This is a genomic window from Salinicoccus luteus DSM 17002, assembly GCF_000712035.1.
In the GTDB taxonomy this organism is placed as follows: domain Bacteria; phylum Bacillota; class Bacilli; order Staphylococcales; family Salinicoccaceae; genus Salinicoccus; species Salinicoccus luteus.
The window spans coordinates 12782-34004 of the sequence record NZ_JONV01000008.1 but is presented as its reverse complement, the minus strand read 5'-3'; the positions used below and the strand labels follow the sequence as shown (position 1 = coordinate 34004).

Annotated in this window: 15 protein-coding genes and 1 riboswitch; of the genes, 5 read left to right on the top strand and 10 right to left on the bottom strand. The window is 47.7% G+C overall.

All coding sequences use genetic code 11. The features are described 5' to 3' along the window. The first annotated feature begins 175 nt into the window (after positions 1–175). A complete protein-coding gene (locus BO53_RS0104920; protein WP_031546099.1) occupies positions 176–1066 on the top strand; it encodes a fructose bisphosphate aldolase in 891 nt (296 codons plus the stop codon). 246 nt (positions 1067–1312) lie between these two features. After that, positions 1313–1513 (top strand): cold-shock protein, encoded by a 201-nt coding sequence (locus BO53_RS0104915; protein ID WP_031546097.1) that lies wholly within the window; start codon positions 1313–1315, stop codon positions 1511–1513. Positions 1514–1704: 191 nt separating this feature from the next. Here the strand turns inward: BO53_RS0104915 and BO53_RS0104910 are convergent, their stop codons facing one another. The 3 genes from BO53_RS0104910 to BO53_RS0104900 all read right to left on the bottom strand — a co-directional run bounded on the left by BO53_RS0104910 (position 1705) and on the right by BO53_RS0104900 (position 5987). Further along, positions 1705–2976, bottom strand: coding sequence for a glutamate-5-semialdehyde dehydrogenase (locus tag BO53_RS0104910; RefSeq protein WP_425414478.1), 1272 nt, complete (start codon positions 2974–2976; stop codon positions 1705–1707). Beyond that, complete coding sequence (gene proB, locus BO53_RS0104905; RefSeq protein ID WP_031546093.1) at positions 2976–3812, bottom strand: glutamate 5-kinase; 837 nt, start codon at positions 3810–3812, stop codon at positions 2976–2978. Before proB ends, BO53_RS0104910 begins: the two co-directional genes overlap by 1 nt. A 177-nt stretch (positions 3813–3989) precedes the next feature. After that, a complete protein-coding gene (locus tag BO53_RS0104900) occupies positions 3990–5987 on the bottom strand; it encodes a penicillin-binding transpeptidase domain-containing protein (RefSeq protein WP_031546091.1) in 1998 nt (665 codons plus the stop codon). Between the two features lie 126 nt (positions 5988–6113). Here BO53_RS0104900 and BO53_RS0104895 point away from each other — a divergent pair, with 126 nt between their 5' ends. Together BO53_RS0104895 and BO53_RS0104890 are read left to right on the top strand one after the other, a co-directional pair. Next, entirely contained in the window at positions 6114–6875 is a 762-nt protein-coding gene (locus BO53_RS0104895) for an NRDE family protein (protein ID WP_031546089.1), read from the top strand. A 225-nt stretch (positions 6876–7100) separates the two neighbouring features. Next, on the top strand, positions 7101–7340 hold the full coding sequence (locus BO53_RS0104890) for a ferredoxin family protein (protein WP_031546087.1): 240 nt from the start codon (positions 7101–7103) through the stop codon (positions 7338–7340). Between the two features lie 94 nt (positions 7341–7434). Here BO53_RS0104890 and BO53_RS0104885 read toward each other — a convergent pair whose 3' ends face one another. The 5 genes from BO53_RS0104885 to groES form a co-directional block, all read right to left on the bottom strand. Beyond that, positions 7435–9402 carry an acetoacetate--CoA ligase gene (locus BO53_RS0104885; protein WP_031546085.1) on the bottom strand — a complete coding sequence of 656 codons (1968 nt, stop codon included), beginning with the start codon at positions 9400–9402 and terminating at the stop codon, positions 7435–7437. 63 nt (positions 9403–9465) lie between these two features. Then, complete coding sequence (locus tag BO53_RS0104880; RefSeq protein WP_031546082.1) at positions 9466–10983, bottom strand: sodium:solute symporter family protein; 1518 nt, start codon at positions 10981–10983, stop codon at positions 9466–9468. A 214-nt stretch (positions 10984–11197) separates the two neighbouring features. Continuing rightward, the gene (locus BO53_RS0104870; RefSeq protein WP_031546080.1) at positions 11198–12364 is read right to left on the bottom strand and encodes an acetyl-CoA C-acyltransferase; all 1167 of its coding nucleotides are present in this window, start codon (positions 12362–12364) and stop codon (positions 11198–11200) included. 97 nt (positions 12365–12461) lie between these two features. Further along, a riboswitch (SAM riboswitch) is annotated at positions 12462–12566 on the bottom strand. A gap of 320 nt (positions 12567–12886) precedes the next feature. Further along, on the bottom strand, positions 12887–14509 hold the full coding sequence (gene groL, locus BO53_RS0104865) for a chaperonin GroEL (protein WP_031546078.1): 1623 nt from the start codon (positions 14507–14509) through the stop codon (positions 12887–12889). A 62-nt stretch (positions 14510–14571) separates the two neighbouring features. Then, the gene (groES, locus tag BO53_RS0104860; protein WP_031546076.1) at positions 14572–14856 is read right to left on the bottom strand and encodes a co-chaperone GroES; all 285 of its coding nucleotides are present in this window, start codon (positions 14854–14856) and stop codon (positions 14572–14574) included. A gap of 174 nt (positions 14857–15030) precedes the next feature. Here groES and BO53_RS0104855 point away from each other — a divergent pair, with 174 nt between their 5' ends. Next, on the top strand, positions 15031–15783 hold the full coding sequence (locus tag BO53_RS0104855; RefSeq protein WP_031546074.1) for a CPBP family intramembrane glutamic endopeptidase: 753 nt from the start codon (positions 15031–15033) through the stop codon (positions 15781–15783). 133 nt (positions 15784–15916) lie between these two features. On the opposite strand, the gene BO53_RS0104850 is transcribed toward BO53_RS0104855, so the two are convergent. Beyond that, positions 15917–19549, bottom strand: a complete 3633-nt coding sequence (locus BO53_RS0104850; protein WP_051683017.1) for a S8 family serine peptidase — start codon at positions 19547–19549, stop codon at positions 15917–15919. Between the two features lie 136 nt (positions 19550–19685). Further along, positions 19686–21116 carry a phosphate--AMP phosphotransferase gene (locus BO53_RS0104845; protein WP_031546069.1) on the bottom strand — a complete coding sequence of 477 codons (1431 nt, stop codon included), beginning with the start codon at positions 21114–21116 and terminating at the stop codon, positions 19686–19688. Positions 21117–21223: the final 107 nt, after the last annotated feature.

The following is a 21223-nucleotide window of genomic DNA, read 5'->3' as shown; positions in this document are numbered from 1 at the left end:
TTTTACAACCATGAATTGATCAAAAACTGAAAATTCATCCCCTTTCGGATATCTGCATATCTGTTGAGTTTACCGGTGGAGTAATGCCATAATGAAAGGGCGGAATCCTGTTATACACCGTGTAATTCAGGGAATAGACAGATTGATGGATCAATATACCAAAGGAGTGGAATTCATGAATCAGGAACAATTCGACAAAGTCAAGAATGGAAAAGGCTTCATCGCAGCCCTCGACCAGAGTGGCGGCAGTACACCAAAGGCACTGCTTGCATATGGTGTCCAGGAGGATGCCTATTCAAGCGAAGATGAAATGTTCGACCTTGTACATGAGATGCGCACCCGCATCATCACTTCCCCTTCATTCAATGCGGACCAGATAATCGGGGCCATCCTGTTCGAACAGACGATGGACAGGGAAATCGAAGGCAAGTACACTTCCGAGTATCTTGCCGACAAAGGCATCGTACCTTTCCTGAAAGTCGACAAGGGTCTTGCTGATGAAAAGGACGGCGTACAGCTCATGAAGCCGATTCCGGACCTCGACAAACTGCTTGAACGTGCAAACGAAAGAGGCGTATTCGGTACGAAGATGCGCTCCAACATTCTTGAGCCGAATGAAAATGGCATCAAGGAAGTTGTAGACCAGCAGTTTGAAGTGGGCAAACAGATTCTGGCAGCCGGCCTCATGCCGATCATTGAGCCCGAAGTCAATGTCTACAGTGACAACAAGGAGAAATCCGAGCAGATCCTTAAGGAAGAGATTGAAAAGCATCTCGATCAGCTGACGGATGATCAGCAGGTCATGCTGAAGCTCTCCATCCCGACAAATGCGAATGAGTACAAATCACTCATTGAGCACCCAAGGGTCCTCAGGGTCGTTGCACTGTCCGGTGGATATTCCAGGGATGAAGCGAATGAAAAGCTCAAGAAGAACGAAGGCCTCATCGCCAGCTTCTCCCGTGCCCTCGCTTCAGACCTGAACGTCAACCAGTCTGATGAAGAGTTCGACAGGAAATTGAAAGAGGCTGTAGATACGATCTACGACGCTTCCGTCAATAAGGAATAGGCTTGTGGCGCCCCTTCCCATGGAGGGGCGCAATTCTTTTTAATTTATTTTGCATTAAGGGTAGACAGGATGCTCTGGATGATGTATAGTAACTGTAATAAGATTTTTAAGTAATGCAAAGCAGTATCTAATTCACATGTTACAAAGAGTAATCGTGATTTGGCCGGTACTTTTTGTAACGTGTGAATTTTTTTATGTGTTAGTGCGCTTAAGATATTATTAAATTTATTTTTGGAGGTCATTTATATGACACAAGGTACAGTAAAATGGTTCAATGCAGACAAAGGTTTCGGTTTCATCGAAGTTGAAGGCGGAGACGACGTATTCGCTCACTTCTCCAACATCGAAGGCGAAGGCTACAAGACTCTTGACGAAGGTCAAGCTGTAGAATTCAGCGTTGAAGAAGGTCAGCGTGGACCACAAGCTGTTAACATCGTTAAACTCTAATAATATTTTAGATAATATTTTAGTAAGTTTATGTTAATGGAAAATCCCCTCTCATAATGAGAGGGGATTTTTTGTGGGCAATTCCAGATTCATGTCACATATGACCAATTTCCATTCTTTACGTATAGAACAGCACCCCGGGGCTCACTTTGCCCCGGGGTGCTGTTTTCTATTATTTTTACATTATGTTCCTAGCCCTTCGTCTGACCCATGCCTTCCACTACATACTTGTAGCTTGTCAGTGCTTCCAGACCCATCGGCCCTCTGGCATGGAGTTTCTGCGTGCTGATGCCGATCTCTCCACCGAAGCCGAATTCTGCACCATCTGTAAAACGGGTGGATGCATTGACGTACACAGCGGCTGAATCCACATCGTTCAGGAAGTCCTGGGCGTGCCCGTAGCTTCCCGTGATGATTGCATCGGAGTGCCCGGAAGAATACTTTTCGATGTGCACGATTGCATCTTCATAGTCCTCCACCACTTTCACGGCGATTTCATTGCCGAGGTACTCCTTCTCAAAGTCCTCTTCTTCTGCCGTTACCGCTTCATTGGTGATGCTGCAGACCGTCTCGTCTCCATGGATGATGACGCCCTTCTGCACCAGGGCATCAGCAAGCGCCGGCAGTGCTTCCTCAGCAATGCTCCTGTCGACCAGGAGCGTCTCAAGCGCATTGCAGACCGAAGGCCTCTGCGTCTTGCCATTGATCAGGATCGATTCGGCCATTTTGAGATCCGCCTGTTCATGGACATAGAGATGGCAGTTCCCCGTACCCGTCTCGATGACCGGCACAGTCGCATTTTTGAGCACCGACTGGATCAGGTTCGCCCCGCCGCGCGGAATGAGACAGTCCAGTCCTTCATTGAATTTCATGAATTCGGCAGCCAGTTCCCTCGACGGGTCAGTGATCAGCTGGATGCTGTCGGCAGGGATGGACGATTTGGAGAGTCCCTCCTGCAATACCTTGACGAGCGCCTTGTTGCTGTTGACTGCTTCCTTGCCGCCCCTCAGAATGACGCTGTTGCCCGCTTTCAGGCATAGGCCTGTAGCGTCGACGGTCACATTCGGACGGGATTCGTAGATGATGCCGATGACGCCGAGCGGCACACTCCTCTTGCTGATTCTGAGGCCGTCCTTGTTCACCCACTGGTCCTGTGTCTTCATAATCGGATCAGGCAGGGCAGCCATCTGCTTGAGGCCATCCTTCATGCCTTCTATGCGGGACTCATTCAATGCCAGGCGTTCCACCATCGCATCCTGGTATCCCGCCTCCTTGCTGTGCATCATATCCTTCTTGTTCTCTTCAAGGATGAATGCCTTGTTCGCTTCCAGTGCTTCCGCCATGGCCAGGAGTGCTTCGTTCTTCTCCCCTGTGCTGCTCTTGCGCAGTGCTTTCGCTGATGATTTCGCAGCCATTCCCATATCTTTGAGAATGTCGTTCATATCGGTTGTAATTTGAACCATCATATCTCCTCCCCTTGCAATGCTGTCTCAAGTATGTTCTTCTTAAATAGCGTGCCTATTTCTTCCCCTTCGAGTATGTTGAATATCAAGGCAGGATTCTCCGCGCTTGTGATGATCATGCTCTTATTGTTTTCTATTAAGTATTTGGCCGCCTTAAGCTTCGTTTCCATGCCGCCTGTGGAGAACAGCGAACCTGTACCATTGGCCATGCTCAGTATATCCGTATCCACCTGGCCGACAGCTGGGATCAGTTTGGCGAATTCGTTCGTGTGGGGATTTTCATCATAGAGGCCATCGACATCGCTCATAATGATCAGCAGGTCTGCATCAACGAGCTCAGTGACGATCGCAGCCAGTGTATCATTCTCGCCGAATCTTCTGTTGTAGGTCTTCTCATCCACCGATATCGCATCATTTTCGTTGATGACCGGTATGATTTTTCTTTCAAGGAGTGAGTTGATTGCGGATTTGCAGTTTGTATAGGAAATCGGGAAGTCGATGATATCTCGGGTCATAAGGATTTGTCCGACATATTGATCGTAATGCTGGAAGAAGCGGCTGTAGAGGTTCATGAGGGCACCCTGCCCGACTGAGGCCAGTGCTTGTAGATCTGAGGTTTTTTCAGGGTATTCTTTCATGTTCAATGTGCATGCACCCACACCGACAGCGCCTGAAGTCACGAGTATCACTTCTTTGCCCTGCTGCTGGAGTGCTGAACAAACAAAGGAAAGTCTGTCCAACTTATGGTAATCAATTTCATCGGTAGTCTTCATAATGGAATTTGTGCCAATTTTAATAACGACGCGTGTACTGTCTTTTAGAAAATCTCTATTCATCTAACCCCTCCTATGAGTGTGTGTAAATGATAATATCTATTAATTATACATAATACTGCATATAAATCCACCTTTTTTCCGAAATTCTTCAAATTATTTCAATGAAAACGTTTCCTTTGTGCTTTTACATAAAAAAATGACCCGGAACATCGAAGTTCCAGGTCATATATCCTTCTTCTATTCGTTCAGCGCGTCATGGATTTCTGCGAATTTTTTGGCCGAGTACTCACTCATGCCCCGGTCCTCCACATCCTCCACATAGAGACTCATAATCATGTCCTTACTGTTCTGGTCATATCCGATGAACCAGCCGGTCTCTTCGCCCCGGGTATCCTGTGATGTTTTGTTTTCACTCGTTCCAGTCTTGCCGGCGAATTGTGCGTACGGCCTTTCGACATCGTCCGGGTGGTTCAGCCTGACGACATCCCGCATGGCTTCTTCAAGATAATCCAGATTCTCCTGGCTTGTGATGCCTTCAATCTGCACATTCTCTTCAGACTCCATCAGAACATGCGGTTCATAGATATCTCCTCCGTTCAACACTGCACCATATATTGCAGTGATCTGGATTGGCGAGATCATCAGCTCCCCCTGTCCATACCCGGTATCTGCAAGGAGTATATCGCTCTCTATCGTGCCGTCATTGGAGACTTGGCTCGTATAGATCGGATAGTCCGTGTCGTACTCCTGTCCGATGCCAAGCGCCTCCATGCCACTCACGAACTGCTCGGCCCCAAGTTCAAGTGCTGTCCGGGCAAAATAGATATTGTCCGAATAGGTCAGTGCCTTCTTCAGGTCGAATGACTCATCCATCACATGGTAGCGGTTCACCTCATAGCCGCCCCATGATTCATCCTGCTGCCAGCCCTTGCCTGTAATCTCCATCTTTTCGTTCTTGTCGAAGTCATCCGAGTTCATTGCAATAATGGAGGTGAGGATCTTCTGCGTCGATCCGGGTGATGTTGCCCTGTTGAATTTGTTCAGCAGTGGATTATCCTCATCCGTTTCAAGCGCTTCATACTCCTCCTGAGAAATGCCGTACATGAAATCATATGGGCTCGGACTCGGATAGCTGACGGTCGCCAGCATCTCCCCGTTGTCCGGATCCATTGCGACACTGGCTCCAGAATCCTCTTCAAGATGGGAATAGATCGTCGACTGGAGGGATCCATCGATCGTCAGATGGATATCCTCCCCATCCTGTGGTTCTGCCTTCATGAGTTCCTCCACTGTATTGCCGGATTCATCGACGATTGAGACGGTATGCCCCTGTTCAGGGCTCAGACGATCTTCATATAGCCGCTCGGCGCCCCTTTTGCCGATCATGTCGCCGGAAGTGTATTCATCCCGCTCTTCCAGTTCTTCCGCCGTTATCGGACCGATGTAGCCAAGCAGGTGGAATGCAGCATCCTCGAGCGCATACTCCCTGGCCTCGGATTCCTGGATTGTCAGGCCGAGATCCTGGAATTCCTCCCGTGCCTCTTCGTCAAAACGATGGGTGTCCTTCACGGGAACGAACATGCCGTCCTCGATCCAGGATTCGTTGAATATATTCCGGAGGCTTTCCTCACCCATATCCAGCGCTTCCCCGGCTTCAAGCAGCTCCGCTTCATCCAACCGGCCGGCTATGTAGCCTACAGTTTCCTTCGTTCCGTTGAAGGCAAGCCTTTCTCCGTTGCGGTCCAGTATTTCTCCCCGCTGGCCTTTGGAGACATCAATCCTCAATTCATTGTCGGCCAGACCCGGGATGATCATATCCGGCGTCCATTCAATGAACCAGTCATTCTCCTCTTCATTGTATGACAGGTCGATCGTGTACTCCCTATTCATTTCTCCATATCGGGTATCCAGCACAAGGTCTCCTGTATACCGCTTCTCCTGGTCATTCTCCTCATTCGACTCCGCACCTTCGATGTTCTCAAGCGTTGCGGTCTCCACGCCCAGGGATTCGTACAGGCTTCTGTTGCGTTCAACGACTTCCTCCTCCGGGTAGTCATCTTTTGCAGATGCACTCAGAAGTGGATATATTTCCTCATAATTTTCATTCTGATAAGCTTCCGTGAACCGGTCGAGCGTCTCCTCCTCCGATTTCTGGAACAGTCCAGAGGTCATCAGAAAATAAAGACCCGCAGCAAGAATCAGCACCGCCGGTATGACCCATATAAATTTTTTCATCTTCACCTCTCCAAACTTTCATTTTCCTCATTATACCAATCATGACCACACCACGAAACCGCAAACGTGCCCCCATTCCAGTGACATGGTACCATAAGGGTACTATTAAAAATCGAGGGGATGCATATGTGCCTGATCATTTTTCAAAAAAACAGTCATCCGGAGTATAAGCTCATCGTCGCGGCGAATCGGGACGAATTCTACGAGCGGCCGACCGCTTCCGCCGGATTCTGGCAGGATCACCCTGAAGTGCTCGCTGGCAAGGATTTGAGCAAAGGCGGCACCTGGCTCGGACTCACAAAGAGCGGCCGGTTCGCTGCCGTGACGAACATCAGGAAGCCTGGGATGGATGGCACCGACAAGAAATCCCGGGGTGCCCTTGTGAGCAATTACCTTACCGGTGACATGCCGCTGGAACAGTACCTTCAATCCCTGGAAGCAGAAAAGGATGAGTACTCTGGTTTCAACCTCCTTGTAGGCAACCAGAATGACATGTACTACTTGAACAATGACGGCATCAGCCCAGAAAGCGTGCCTGACGGTACACACGGCCTCAGCAACCATCACCTCAATACGCCCTGGCCGAAAGTAGTCAAAGGAAGAAGCAGGCTCGAAGAATATCTCCAGAATGAGAGATCGATAGACCCTGATGTCATTTTCGGCATCCTCGCCGACTCTGAGGAAGCGGAGGACAATCTGCCTGATACCGGACTGCCCGAATCGCTCGAGCGGAAACTTTCCTCCCCCTTCATCAGCACACCGGAGTACGGCACCCGGTCATCCACGGTCATTCTCATTGATCACGAAGACAATGCAACCTTCATCGAACGCACCTTCTCCAAAGGTGTTCAGACGGATGAGCAGCGTTACAGCTTCAGAATCGAATAACAAATGCTTCGTTTCAACCAGTGGTTTTGAAACATTTTGCTTCAAAGAATTGTCATGTAAAATTGACCTCAGCCCAAATTTGCCTTATCATTGAAATATAATAAGCTGTCTGAAAATAGCATTCATCTGAAGAATGATCTACATTTTCAGGTTTCCACATAAGTTTCCTGTATCATCAGGAGTTGCAACAGATTGATATCTTTATATAAGTGAGGAGGTCGTCCCATGGCATATGTTATCCTTCAACCGTGTATGTCTGAGAAGTCCGGAGATTGTGTTGAGGTTTGCCCGGTAGATTGCATCGAAGAAGGTCCGGATCAGTTCTACATCGATCCAGACATCTGCATCGACTGTGGCGCATGCGTTGCTGTCTGTCCCGTAGACGCAATTGTCGAAGAGTACGAAATGAACCCGGAAGATGAACCATTCCTGGAAAAAGCAGAGAAGTTTTTCGGAAATAAATAAAAATAAAACCTTTCCGGAGCAGTTTGAGGCTTCGGAAAGGTTTTTTATTTCGAACTTTTAATAAACGACTTCCACACGCATCATAATTTTAATGTTAGAAATAATTCTTTTTATTCAAAGTTAGATATTCTTCAAGACAGCCTGGGTTTGCCAAGGAAGCTTTGTTTTTAACGTCTTGTCCATGTAAGATTGAGCGTACGGCCCCTTCCACTTTTTTGCCATTATTCGTATACGGAATTTCATTTACAAGATAAATACGCCGTGGCACGTGACGTGGGGAAGCCTTCATCCGTATATTCCGACGGATTTCCTCGACTACCTCCTCATCTAGGCCCTCATTTTCCGTCATAATGCACAATGCAACTTCTTCATCATTTTCAATTGGGTAGCCAAATACAAGGGAATCTTTTATTTGAGGCATTTGCTCGACAATCCGATAAATTTCTGATGTTCCAATTCGAACTCCGCCTGGGTTCAGTACTGTATCCGTACGTCCATAAATAATGAATGTCCCTTCTCTTGTTTCTTTCACTAGATCTCCATGTGTCCAGATACCTTCATTTTTCGAAAAATAGGTGTTGAAATAACGATCATCTCCTCCTTCTCCCCAAAAAGTAAGCGGCATGCTTGGAAATCCTTGGGTGCACACCAATTCGCCTTTCTCTTCAATAACAGAACTGCCCGCATCATCCAGAATTTCTACTGCCATTCCCAGAGCTTTGCATGTGATCTCTCCTCGTATAACAGGATGGATGGGTGTTCCCATGAAAAAACAACCTATAATTTCAGTACCCCCCGAAACGGATTCCAATAAGAGATCTTCTTTTATTTTGTCATAGACCCAATCATACTGCTCACCAATGAGCGGCGCTCCTGTTGTCATCAATGCCTTCAGGGCCGATAAATCGTGATTTTCTCCAGGTTCATATCCGCATTTCTCCAATGTGGCAAGATATTTTGGACTTGTTCCGAAATGTGTAATGCCGATTTCTTCAGCAATCTCCCATAAAATACTGTTGCGATTCTTAAGAATTGGTGCACCATCATAAACGACAATGCTCGCTTCGCTGGCAAGACCCGACACAAGCCATGGATACATCATCCATGATGTACTCGTATACCATGACAAAATATCGTCTTTCTTTACATCACAATGAAGCTGATGTTCCTTCACATGTTGAAGCAAAACACCACCGACAGAATGGACAATGCATTTTGGCAGCCCCGTGGTTCCGGATGTATATAAGATATAGAGAGGATGATTGAATGGTACACGTGTGAATGTCGGCTCCTCCATATCATTTGCCAATAATTCGCACCATGTTGACAGTTGAACATCAGAATTCAATGCAAAATCTGTTGTTTCTGAGAGCGAAACCACTGCAGACACACTTTCCAATTCATCACTGACCGCCATTATATTTTCACGAACATTAAAAGACTTACCGTTGTATTCGTACTCCAGAGCAGCAATGAGTACCTTAGGTTGAACTTGACCGATACGATCGATGATTCCTTTGCCTCCAAAATCAGGCGAACACGAACTCCAGACCGCACCAAGTGAAGCCGTTGCAAGTAAAGAAACCAACGATTGCAAGTCATTCTTCACTATACCTGCAACCCGGTCGCCTTTCTCTACACCCAGCTTGCGTAAACCCTCCTGTGCTTTTGCAACCATGCTTCGAAGCTCTGACATTTTAACGCCCTTCTGGACACCATGCTCATTTGCTTCATAGACCGCAATACGGGAATCATTCCCGCGCAGTAGGTTTTCTGCTAGATTTATATCAGCTTCGGGAAACCATTTTGCACCTAACATGCCATCATCTTCTGCCGGAAGGAGAATGGTTTCCCCTTTATCTCCGATAATACCGGCAAAATCCCAAACTGTTGACCAAAACGCTTCCGGCTGTTCTATAGACCAGCGGTGCAGGTTTTCATAAGGTTCAAACGGAATGCCTATTTGATCAGAAAACTTTTTTATATTCGACTCAGATACTCTTCGTTCAGACGGTTCCCATACTATGGAAGCAGCGATCATCCCGGGTTGTCGTTCATTCATTCTTTATCCTCCTTGCTAAAACATGGCCCAATCAAAATGGAAATGCATACTATATTGAATAATCTAATAATTACTATTTTCGGAAATTGCAAGAGACTCTTGCTTATGCTCGCTAGCTACGGATTGCGTTGCCAAACATGTGCCCACCATTACGATAAATGCCAGAACAGACGCAAAGAACATTGCAATATATATATTTTCAATGATATTTAGATTTGTAAAAAATACATACAAGACCGTGCCGGCAATCAAAGATGCGATGGCACCAGGTGCGTTTGATTTTTCCCAGAAATACCCTAATGTGACTGGAGCAATGATGCCGCAAATGATTGCAGAGAAACTGAATTGAATTAGAATAGACAGTGACTCAGGACGCTCCAGCGAAAGATATAATGTTATGAGTCCTGCAAGTATTAAAGAGACTTTCGATATATTTACTGCATTCCTGTCCAGCACACTTAGAGCAATCGGCTTTTTTGATATGACCGGAGCCAGGACCTTATAGAAGTCATTGCCAATACTTGTCGTCAGCCCCAAGTAAAGACTATCCGTACTTGATAGAATCGCAGAGATGAGACCTACAACAATAAGTGCTGCAATGATAGTCGGGAATGACTCAAGGACATATACTGGAATTGCTGCATCTGCACTGGATAAGGATGGGGCGACCACGCGTGCTGCAAGACCTCCGAGCACCATTAATGTTGAAATTAAAAACAGAATCAAACCAGCGGATAATGTAAATGGAGCAAGCTGTTCCTCACTTTCAAGGGATAGTACCTTATTTAGTAGATGAGGCATTAATACAAAACTGAACAATAGAAATTGAACAGCCATTATCGCCATTGGACTATCGTAAGGACCACCTACTGAGAGGAAACCTGTCAGATTCGGATCAATCGCTTCGAGTTTATATGAAAGTTCTCCAAATACGTTCAATCCTCCACCTATTGTCCAAAATAAAGAAATGAAAATAAAAATAGAAATGAGTGCCATCAAAATACCTTGTACACCATCTGTGATGAGCTGTGCAAATGCCCCTCCCAGTCCAATATAAAGAACCGTTATGAGAACCCCAATAATGACTCCCCAGAAATAAGGAATGTTCAAGATGGATTCAAAGATGGTAGCCAGTCCCACATTTTGACCTACAATATAATACACGTTGAATAAAATCAAAATGGCAACAAGCACTTGAAGGGTCTTGCTGTTATATCTCCTTCCAAGCCATTCAGGCAGTGTGGAAACCCCTCCGAATTTTTTGCTGTATCTCCAGAAAGTTTTGGCAAACAAGAGAAGACCAAGCCATGAAACGCCAAAACATCCCAAAGTATACCACAGGACTGACGTACCATATTGATAAGCAAGACCAGGAACGCCAATAAACAGATTGGCACTTGCATATGAAGCTGCAAAGCTTGCTCCAACAATCACAGGGCTCACTTTGCCACGGGCCGTTGCAAACCCAGCCATCGTCCGACTAAAATGAGATCCCTTTTTCCCAATCCATACAACAAGGCAAAAATACCCAACCAGCATAATAGCAATTGTCCAAAATAATGCGTCTGTTGCTGTCGTCATCGCTTATCCTCCCCTCTTTCTTTCATCACATAAATTTTTTTCCATATCAGTAGACCAACTGTCCAAAATAATGCAAGCAATATAAAATATACTCCTATCATGAGGCTCACCCTTCCATCTTATTAGACTCTATTTACACACTGCACGAAAAATCTCTGCTATTCCTGTTCATGTAGGTGAGGGTGAAATGCCTACTTTTGATCATTACTCCCAATCACCAGTTTTTCGGAACTTCTATCAGCAGCGCCATGCCTTGACCGCCTCCACCACACAGTGAAGCAATTCCCTTTCCGCCTCCCCGACGCTGCAATTCTTTTGCTATAGTCAAGACAAGTCGGAATCCGGTTCCACCGAGTGGATGGCCAATTGCTATCGCACCTCCATTGACATTTACTCTGTCATAACCAATTCCAAGGTCTCTGCAACTCGCAATCACTACACTCGCAAAAGCTTCATTGATTTCGAATAAATCAATATCATTTAACGTTAGATTCGTTTTCTCCAGAACTTTTCTGATTGCTTGGGCAGGTTTCGTTTGCAAGCTCGTATCCGGACCAGCAACTTCAGCCCACCCAAGTATGCGTGCCAATGGCATTTTACCAAGCGCATCTGCATTTTTTTTAGATGAAATAATTCCAACACTTGCACCGTCTGTCATCTGGGATGCATTTCCGGCTGTAATTGTTCCTCCCTCAGCAAATGCGGGTCTCAAACTTGCCAATTTATCTATAGAAGAACCGGATCGTATACCTTCATCACTAGAAAAAAAACTCCCAGCCACTTCTAAAGGAACGAATTCTTCCTGAAGACGCCCCGCTTCACTCGCAGCTGTCGCGCGTTCCTGTGACATCTGTGCATATCGATCCTGAGCTTCTCTGTCAATTCCAAAATCCTTATTTTTTCTGTCTGTCATCACGCCCATCGATTCATCCTCCAGTGCACACCATAGACCATCATTACTCAATGTATCCGTCAATTGCAGTGCACCCATGGACTGTTCTTTACGAACCGCAGCAGTATAAGGGGCATTGGTCATCGAATCAAATCCACCTGTGATGTACAACTCTCCTTCATTAAAATGAATACGACGAGCAGCATCAGTTATGGAGGCCAATCCACCTAGGCATACATTATTTAAAGTAATGGCGGGCACAGATAGAGATACTCCAGCCTCTACTGCAACGCTTCTTGCCGGATTCTGCCCCTGGCCTGCCTGGAGCACCTGTGATAGTAGAACACCATCCGCTTCTTTGGCTTCAGGTAGCCGATGCAATAGTTCCCTGACAGCTAAAGTACCTATCTCCTTGGCTTCGAACTCTGATAAGGACCCTTTCCATTTGCCAAAGGGTGTCCGGAGCCCCTCTAAAATCACAATATCCATATACTTCATCCTTTCTTATAACGGTTGCATTCCTTTTGCACAAAACCCCCTTTCTTTAGGAAAGAGGGTTAAGATCGTAAAACATAGTGGCTTCTTCCTCTCATCTTTCAGACATCCCTGTCTGTTGGAAGTAGCATCATTCCCATAAAAGGCGGTTGCCGGGCTTCGTCGACCAGTTCCCTCAGCCAACTCATGATAAGAGCGATCTAATAAAATTGTCTAAATGATACAATGCCTATTTTCAAATTTACTTTTATTCATATCCGCCACCTAAAAATTTATATGTTAAATTCAAATAGTAGTATATTTTTGAATTATTTAATGAGTATAAGCATATCATTTTGGTATGATATTGTGTAACACTTAAAAACTATCTCTCACTATAGTCTCAGACTATAACCAATTTCGTGTAAGGACCTCTGATATGTAAATTTGAGTACAAAAAAGACTACTTCCTGAAATGAAAGGAAGTAGTCTTCAAATTTTTAATACAGACAGCCTCTCAAGTGAGAGAAATCTTTATTACATCATGCCTGGCATGCCGCCCATGCCGCCTGCATCTCCGCCGCCATTCTCTTCTGGGATGTCGGCAACTACCGCTTCTGTAGTGAGGAACATTGCTGCAACGGATCCAGCATTCTGCAGTGCAGAACGTGTAACTTTTGTAGGATCCACAATACCTGCATCGATCATGTTCACCCATTCGTCAGTTGCTGCATTGAAACCGATGCCCGGTTCCTGCGTCTTGAGGCGTTCTACGATGACGGAACCTTCAAGGCCGGCGTTTTCCACAATCTGACGAAGTGGTGCTTCGAGTGCCTTCAGTACGATGTTGATGCCTGTCTTCACATCGCCTTCGGCTTCGATTTCGGAAACTTTGTTGTAGATGTTCACCAGTGCAGTTCCCCCACCGGCTACGATGCCTTCTTCCACAGCAGCGCGTGTGGAGTTGAGTGCATCTTCGATGCGGAGCTTACGCTCTTTCATTTCCGTTTCAGTTGCTGCACCGACTTTGATGACTGCAACACCACCGGAGAGTTTCGCAAGACGCTCCTGAAGTTTTTCCTTGTCGAAGCTAGAAGAAGTCTCTTCGATCTGGGATTTGATCTGACCGATGCGTGCTTCGATGTTGTTCTTTTCTCCAGCCCCTTCGACGATTGTCGTATCGTCTTTTGTCACATTGACTTTGGATGCTGTACCGAGCATGTCGACAGTCGCGTCTTTCAGGTCGAGTCCAAGGTCTTCAGTGATGACCTGGCCGCCTGTCAGCACTGCGATATCTTCGAGCATCGCTTTGCGGCGGTCGCCGAATCCAGGTGCTTTGACTGCGATTGCAGTGAATGTGCCGCGCAGTTTGTTGAGTACCATGTTCGCCATTGCGTCGCCTTCGACGTCATCAGCGATGATGAGGATCGGACGGGACTGCTGCACGATCTGTTCGAGCAGTGGCAGTACATCCTGGAAATTGGAAATCTTCTTATCCGTGATAAGAATATAAGGGTTATCGAGATCCGCTACCATCTTCTCGGAATCCGTCACCATGTAAGGTGAAGTGTAGCCACGGTCGAACTGCATACCTTCCACGACTTCGAGTTCAGTCTTGAACCCGCGGGATTCTTCAATTGTGATGACACCGTCGTTTCCGACCTTCTCCATTGCTTCGGAAATGTATTCCCCAACTTCCGGATCGTCTGCTGAAATTGCACCGACCTGTGCAATGGATTCCTTATCCTGTACGGGACGGGAAATGTTCTGCAGTTCTTCCACTGCAACTTCCACCGCTTTGGAGATACCAGATCTGATGCCTACAGGGTTGGCACCGCTTGTCACGTTCTTGAGGCCTTCCTGGATCATTGCCTGTGCAAGGACTGTTGCAGTCGTCGTACCGTCACCAGCGATTTCGTTCGTCTGGTTCGCCACTTCTGCGACAAGTTTTGCACCCATGTTTTCATATGCATCTTCGAGTTCGATTTCCTTTGCGATCGTCACGCCGTCATTTGTGATGAGCGGTGAAGTGAAGGATTTATCAAGAACGACATTGCGTCCCTTTGGTCCAAGTGTGACTTTCACAGCATTTGCCAATTTATCTACACCAGCGAGCATGGACTGGCGTGCATCTTCAGAGAATTTCAGTTCTTTAGCCATTATCAATCATTCCTCCTATACGAATCTAAATCTAATGCTTTGCGCTTTAATTTTTGGATGTCCTATTCGATGACTGCCAGAATGTCGGTATCGGAAAGGACGAGATAGTCTTTATCATCGTGTTTCAGTTCAGTACCAGCAAACTTGGAATAGACGACGCGATCTCCCTCTTTGACTTCAAGCTCGACGCGGGTTCCGTTATCCAATACTTTCCCTGGACCTACTGCTACCACTGTACCTTCCTGTGGTTTCTCCTTGGCGGATTCAGTCAGAATGATGCCGCTCTTTGTAGTTTCTTCCTTTTGAGTCAAATCGATGACGACTCTGTTGCCTAATGGTTTCAACACGTGAAAGCCCTCCTTTATATAGTACAAACATCATTAGATTTAGCACTCAGGCATTCGAAGTGCTAACAATTAAATAATAATCAAAGTTGGTCAATATTGCAAGTATTTTCTCTTTGCTTTATCACCATTAATTTTTAGGGTAGAATAGCTGTATTGGAAAATGGAGGGTTTATCTTGAGACAGTTATATAGTGCATTGATCATCGTAATATTTTTGGCAGTACAGTTTGCCGTCGTGCCGGTTTCCATCGTCATGGCTGCAGTCAATCCTTCAATTACTGAAGCACAGCTCCTTGACCAGATATTGCCGTATCAGGCGATCGCTTTCGCCATCGGAGTGATTGCCGTCATCGCAATCGGACAGCTCCATAAGAACAAGAACCGGATCGAGCGCGGCCGCCAGGCGGACATTCCCGTAACAATCGCATGGATTGTCGGTGGTGTCGTCCTCGCCTATGCCACACAGGTGATTGCGGGACTTGTGAACGTCTATGTGCTCGGCAATCCGATGGAGAGTGAGAACACCGCCGGAATCATAGATATGATACAATCCGCTCCATTCATGATACTCGTCGTCGCACTGCTCGGCCCCATACTGGAAGAGTACGTATTCCGACGTGCCATATTCGGGGAGATATACGAAGTGGTGCCCGGGCCGAAAGTGGTTTCCTTCCTTGTCGCCGGCCTCGTCAGCGGACTCATCTTCGCTGTCGCCCACTGGGACTTCACCCATGTACTCATCTATGTCGTCATGGCCTATACATTCAGCTTCCTGTATGTCATCACCGGCAGGCTGATTGTGCCCATCATGGTGCATATGCTCATGAATGGACTGGTCGTCCTGCTTCAGCTGATGTTCCAGGATTATATCGAACAGCTTGAAGATATACAGAATGGCATCGGCATGATCATCCGTCTGCTGATGTAGGGGTGCATGTGGCGGGAACGGGAGTGATCCTGTTCCCGTTCTTTTTTGCCCCTGCGACTGCAGGTCCACACATATATTCAAATTAGAACGGATTCCATGAGACAGTCCTCATGGAATCCGTTTTTCAATCGCTTTAGTTTTGTTCTATCACTACATATGATGATGGCACCGTCGTCTCTATCACCTGCTGCTTCTTGTTGTATTTGGATTTGATGACGGATTCTGCTGCGATGTCATATACATCAAAGTGTCTGCCTGGCGCTTCGATCATGATGCGCATCTCGGAATCAAGCTGTGTGATGGTTTCTTCCGTTTCCCCGCTGATGCCGGTGAGCACGACTTCATAGATGTCACTGACATGATGCGCTTCATCAGATGGTGAACGCATCACAGTAACCTCCACGCTGTCGTATGATGCAAACTGCTGGAAGTTCTGGACGGTCAGCTGGACGGCGGAACCTCCGACGTTCAGCACCACCGTCTTGTTTGGACGCATTTCTGCAAATTGGGAAATCAGCGTATCGGAAATGCTGACGGTTGCGGAACCATCTGCGATATATTCATCCGGTACGGCGACATGAATATCCTTGATGTTGTTCCTCTTTATGCCGTCCCCAATATCCGCTTCAGTGACTGCGTAGGCGTCAATCGGCGCCTCCCCTCCCGGAAGCTCGTCCTGGCCTTCGGTAATCACGTCCTCATCGAAATCGACCGTGTATGGATAGGAGGTGCTGTTGCCGGCGGCATCTGCGAATTCAAGCGTCAGATGATATGTGCCGGTATAGCCTGTGAAGTCCATTGCCAGACTTCCATCGGCATTGAGTTCCACTGCTCCTTCCTCTTCCGTCGTGCCATTTGAAAGCAAGTAGGTTGCGTTGATCATGTCGTTCGGATGATAGCTCATGCCGTACATCTCCTGCAATGAAGGCAATGCTTCGATATACAGGTCTGTGACATCCGCAGTGATGATTCCGGATGCAACTGCCGGCTCTGCAACTTGTGTGGCTTCACGTTTGACGAACAGCGGGCCGTCATACTCGAGTTCTATGCCGCCCTCATGCAGTGAAATGGCATCGATGGTGTAGACGCCGTCCGGCACGTCGGAATAGACATACTCGTCATTTTCGATATTGTACATCGTACCGTCGATCGGGACCGTGATGTCGGACTGGATACCCGTTTCGAAGGCGAAGTCTCCGATATAGCCGTCAGCTGCAGGACCGGCTGACGGATTCAGCAGATCGAACCAGCTGAACTGTGTCATTTCCTGCGGGTTGTGGAATGCGGCATATACGGATGTTTCATCCTGTACGCCGTCCCCATTTGGTGACATATGGTAGTCATTCAGTGCGAACTCTGCAAATCCTTGCTTCAGCGGTTCCCCGAATCCGACAGCAAATGGTACGGAATACGTACCGGATCCGCTGGAGACGTTGATGTAGCCCAGGAATTCATTACCCGGCTCTGCTGTTCCTGCAGGGATATCCAGTGTGAATTCCACAGTCTGGCTGCCGTTCACCGTCACCGAGTTCATGCTCGGTGTCAGGGTAGCACCTGCCATGGCGCCTGTCGGTGCCTTGGTCGTAACGACTTCAAAACTGTATGTGCCTCCGGATCCGCTCTCGATGATCAGATCCTTCGTCACCGTCCTGGCAGTGTCTCCCGGACTTTCATATCCGAATGACATCGTTCCCCGAGTATGGGTATGCGTCGTGCCATCCATCGTGGATTCATGCGGCACTTTGATTAGTGTATCCGTCGTTGCTGCCGCGTATGGCTGGACAAGTCCGGCCCCTTGGGCAAACACATCGAATGCTGAAGTATCCAGCACTTTTGCCGTGTTGCTCATTGCGGATTTGACATCGAATGGACCCCACTCAGGATTCAGTTCCAGGATCAGTGCTGCTATTCCGGCAGCATGTGGTGTCGCCATTGAAGTACCCGTGTACTGCGCGTATGCTTTCTCATAGCCGTCTCCGGAAGATGCGAATACCGGAATCGTTGAAAGGATGTTCGTTCCAGGTGCTGTGATATCCGGTTTGATATCGAAGTTTGGTGTCGATGGTCCTCTTGAAGAGGATGCATTCACCTGGTCTCCTGCCGTCATTGTGTCCTCGAAGCTGTTGAACGTAACCTGTCCGCTTCCGGATTCCAATGCAGCGGCAAATTCAGCACCGACTGTGTGTGATATATCCAATGTCGGGATATAGTCGAATGCCGTACCGAGGAATATATCCACCGGCCCCGGCGCATTTGACCCATCTGCCGAGTTGTAGATGATGACGCCGCGGGCGCCATTTTCACGTGCATTCCATATCTTGTCGACAAATGCGATCTCACCGCGCTGGATCAGCGCAATCCTGCCTTCGACATCCACACCTTCAAAGTCTTCAGATGCACCGATTCCCGGTACATTGGCCACTTCCATTGCCGTGTCGAGCTGCGTTTCAGGGTGGGTACCCATCATGAATGCCATGAAGTTGGCATCAAGCGTCTCTGAAAATCCTTCCGCTTCAAGCGTGACGTTGGAAGCGACACGCTGTTCAGGCAGTGTCGTATTGCCGACGCTGATTGCCATCGTACTTGTCGCCGGTCCGCCGACCGTCGACCGCTCAGGACCCGAGTTCCCCGTCGCTGCAAGGGATACGGTGCCAAGCAACATCGCATTGTTCAATGCAAACGAGTTGGCCTGGCTTTCGTCACTCAGCGTATTGCCGAGTGAGAGGTTGATGACATCCATGCCATCCTCCACTGCACCCTCGACGCCCCCGACGATCCATGATGTATAGCCGCTGCCGTATGCGCCGAGCACACGATAGGCATACAGGTCGACTGCAGGCGCCACACCGATCATGCCGTAGTCGTTGTTGCCCTGCGCTGCGATCGTGCCCGCTACGTGCGTACCATGGGTCGTCCAGTAGGAGCTGCCGTTCTGGTCGTATTCAGGCATCCCTTCCGGGCGCTCCTCCGGTTTTGTTTCATACGGGTCATCTGCGGGACGCTCTGTATTGTAGTCTGGGCCGTTTACATAGTTCCTGCCGCCCTTGTATACGCCGGCAAGGTCAGGGTGGTTATAATCTATGCCCGTATCGATGACACCGACTTTGACGCCCTGCCCCCTGTTGCCGAGTTCCCACACCTTTGGAATGCCAAGATGCGTGATGCCTTTGATGTAGTTTGGTGATATGTCTTCATCCGACACATCCGTAAGGCCTTCTATATCCTCATCATGTCCATTGCCTGTCTCAGGATCCAGATGGACGTAGAAGTTCTCTTCGACGAGGGCCACTTCTTCAACTTCGAGCAGCTTGTCTAAATCTTCTGCTGCAACAGTCATAGACTGGGCATTCAGCACGGTATTATATGTACTCCCCTTGGAAAAGTTGATGTTTTTATTCCTCATGCTGTGTTCTGCCTGCTGCTGCTGCTTCTCTATCTTCTCCTTGACCTTTCCAGCATCAAGATTGGACCATTTCTTCCCCTGCGACTGGACAATGCCTTTTTGGAGTCCGACGGAAGGTTCCCTGAAATGTACAATGACATTCACGTTCCCCGACTTGTCCCTCAGGCTTTCCCCAAGCTGGGCCGGCCCGGTCAATACTTCCATCTGGGCCTCTACATTTTCATATTTCTCCAGGTGCGATTCATCCAGTGATGGCGAACGCTGCGGTTTACCGAGCTCATTTGCAAGCACTTCGGAACTAAAAGTACTGAATATCATGAGCATGACGGCAAACAGGAGAAATATCCGTTTGGCTGACTGCATCTATTCTTCCCCCTTTATGTTTCCAACTATTTAAAATATTCTAAAATAAATAGTTGCCATTTATAGGATATACATTTTCGGGGAAAGCTGCAAGAATTATTTCGAATTCCGTAAAAAAACCGGCCGAAGCCGGTTTCTATTCCTTTTCCAGCCGCGCTTCGCATGCTTCAATGACTTTCCTGAGCGCGGTGATTCTGGCGTATTTCTTGTTGTTCCCTGCAACGATGTGCCACGGCGCATGGGCTGTATGTGTCCTGCGCACCATATCTTCACTCGCCTCGACATACAAATCCCACTTCTCCCGGTTCCGCCAATCTTCGTCGGTCAGCTTCCACTGCTTGTCGGGGTCTTTCTCCCTGTCTTCGAAGCGCTCAAGCTGTTCATCCTTGTCCAGGGACAGGAAGAACTTCACGATGATTGCCCCGGAGTTGTACAATGATTTCTCAAAGTCATTGATTTCCTCATAGGCCTGTTTCCATTCCCTGTTCGAAGCGAACCCTTCGATGCGTTCCACCAGTACCCTGCCGTACCAGCTGCGGTCGTAGAAGCCGATATGTCCGCTTCTCGGCACATCCGTGGCAAAACGCCACAGGTAGTGATGGGCAAGTTCGATATCCGTCGGCGCCCCTGTAGCGTTGACCGTGTACCCCGTCGGGTCGAGTGGTTCCCTGATGCGCTTGATATTGCCGCCCTTCCCTGCAGCGTCCATCCCTTCATAGACGATGACCAGGGGAATCTTCCTCTCATAGAGCTGGAACTGGATCTCCCGCATCCTCTCCTGCAGTCCGGGAAGTATCTTCTTGTATTCCTTCTTCTTTATTTTTTCCTTCTCAAAATCGAAGTTGAAGAATTCAGCTTCATAATTCTCGGTGAATTCCCCATCGACCTTCGGCGCTTCCGCCTGTTCCTCCTTCTCAACCCGCTCTTCCAGGCGTTCGATGATGGTTGAGAATAGAGTGTTGATCGCCTCTCCCTTATCTTCAAAATCGATCACCGTCCACGGGCACCGGGTCGGCGCTTCCAGAAACTGCTTCATTTCATTCTCATAGTCGAATTTATCCAGCCGCTCCTCGAATTCCTCCGCCTTCCATTTCAGGACCGGGTTGGACTTGAGCTTTTCAATATGATGATTCCTGACCGCCTCGCTCGTATGCACATAGAACTTTATGATTTCATAGCCATTGTTCATCAGCGTCTCTTCAAAATGGTCGATGTCCTGCTTGATATCCACGTAATCCGTTTTGACATTCTCCTGTATGTTCCGTGTCTTGTAGTCGATGTATTGGGCATACCAGCTTCTGAAATGGATATTGATGTTCCCATTCTTTGGCAGGTGGTTCCAGTACCTCTGCAGGAAAGGGTATCTCAAATCGATCTCCCTCGGCGGACGCGTCGCCATGAAGTCCGTATATTTGGCATCCAGCGCCATATACAGTGCATTCGAAAGGCGTGATTTCCCTGAAGCCGGCGGCCCTTCGATCACTATCATGAGAGGGATGCCCATTTCTTTCGTCTTCCTGGCCATCTCTCCAATTCTGCTTTCCAACACTTCATCTACATCTACCATACAATTCTCTCCTTTTTATCCTTCTCTTCCCTACACTACCCATAAATCAAATAATCTGAACATATTAATAATTTGGATGATTCATCAGCCGATGTGGTAAAATATAA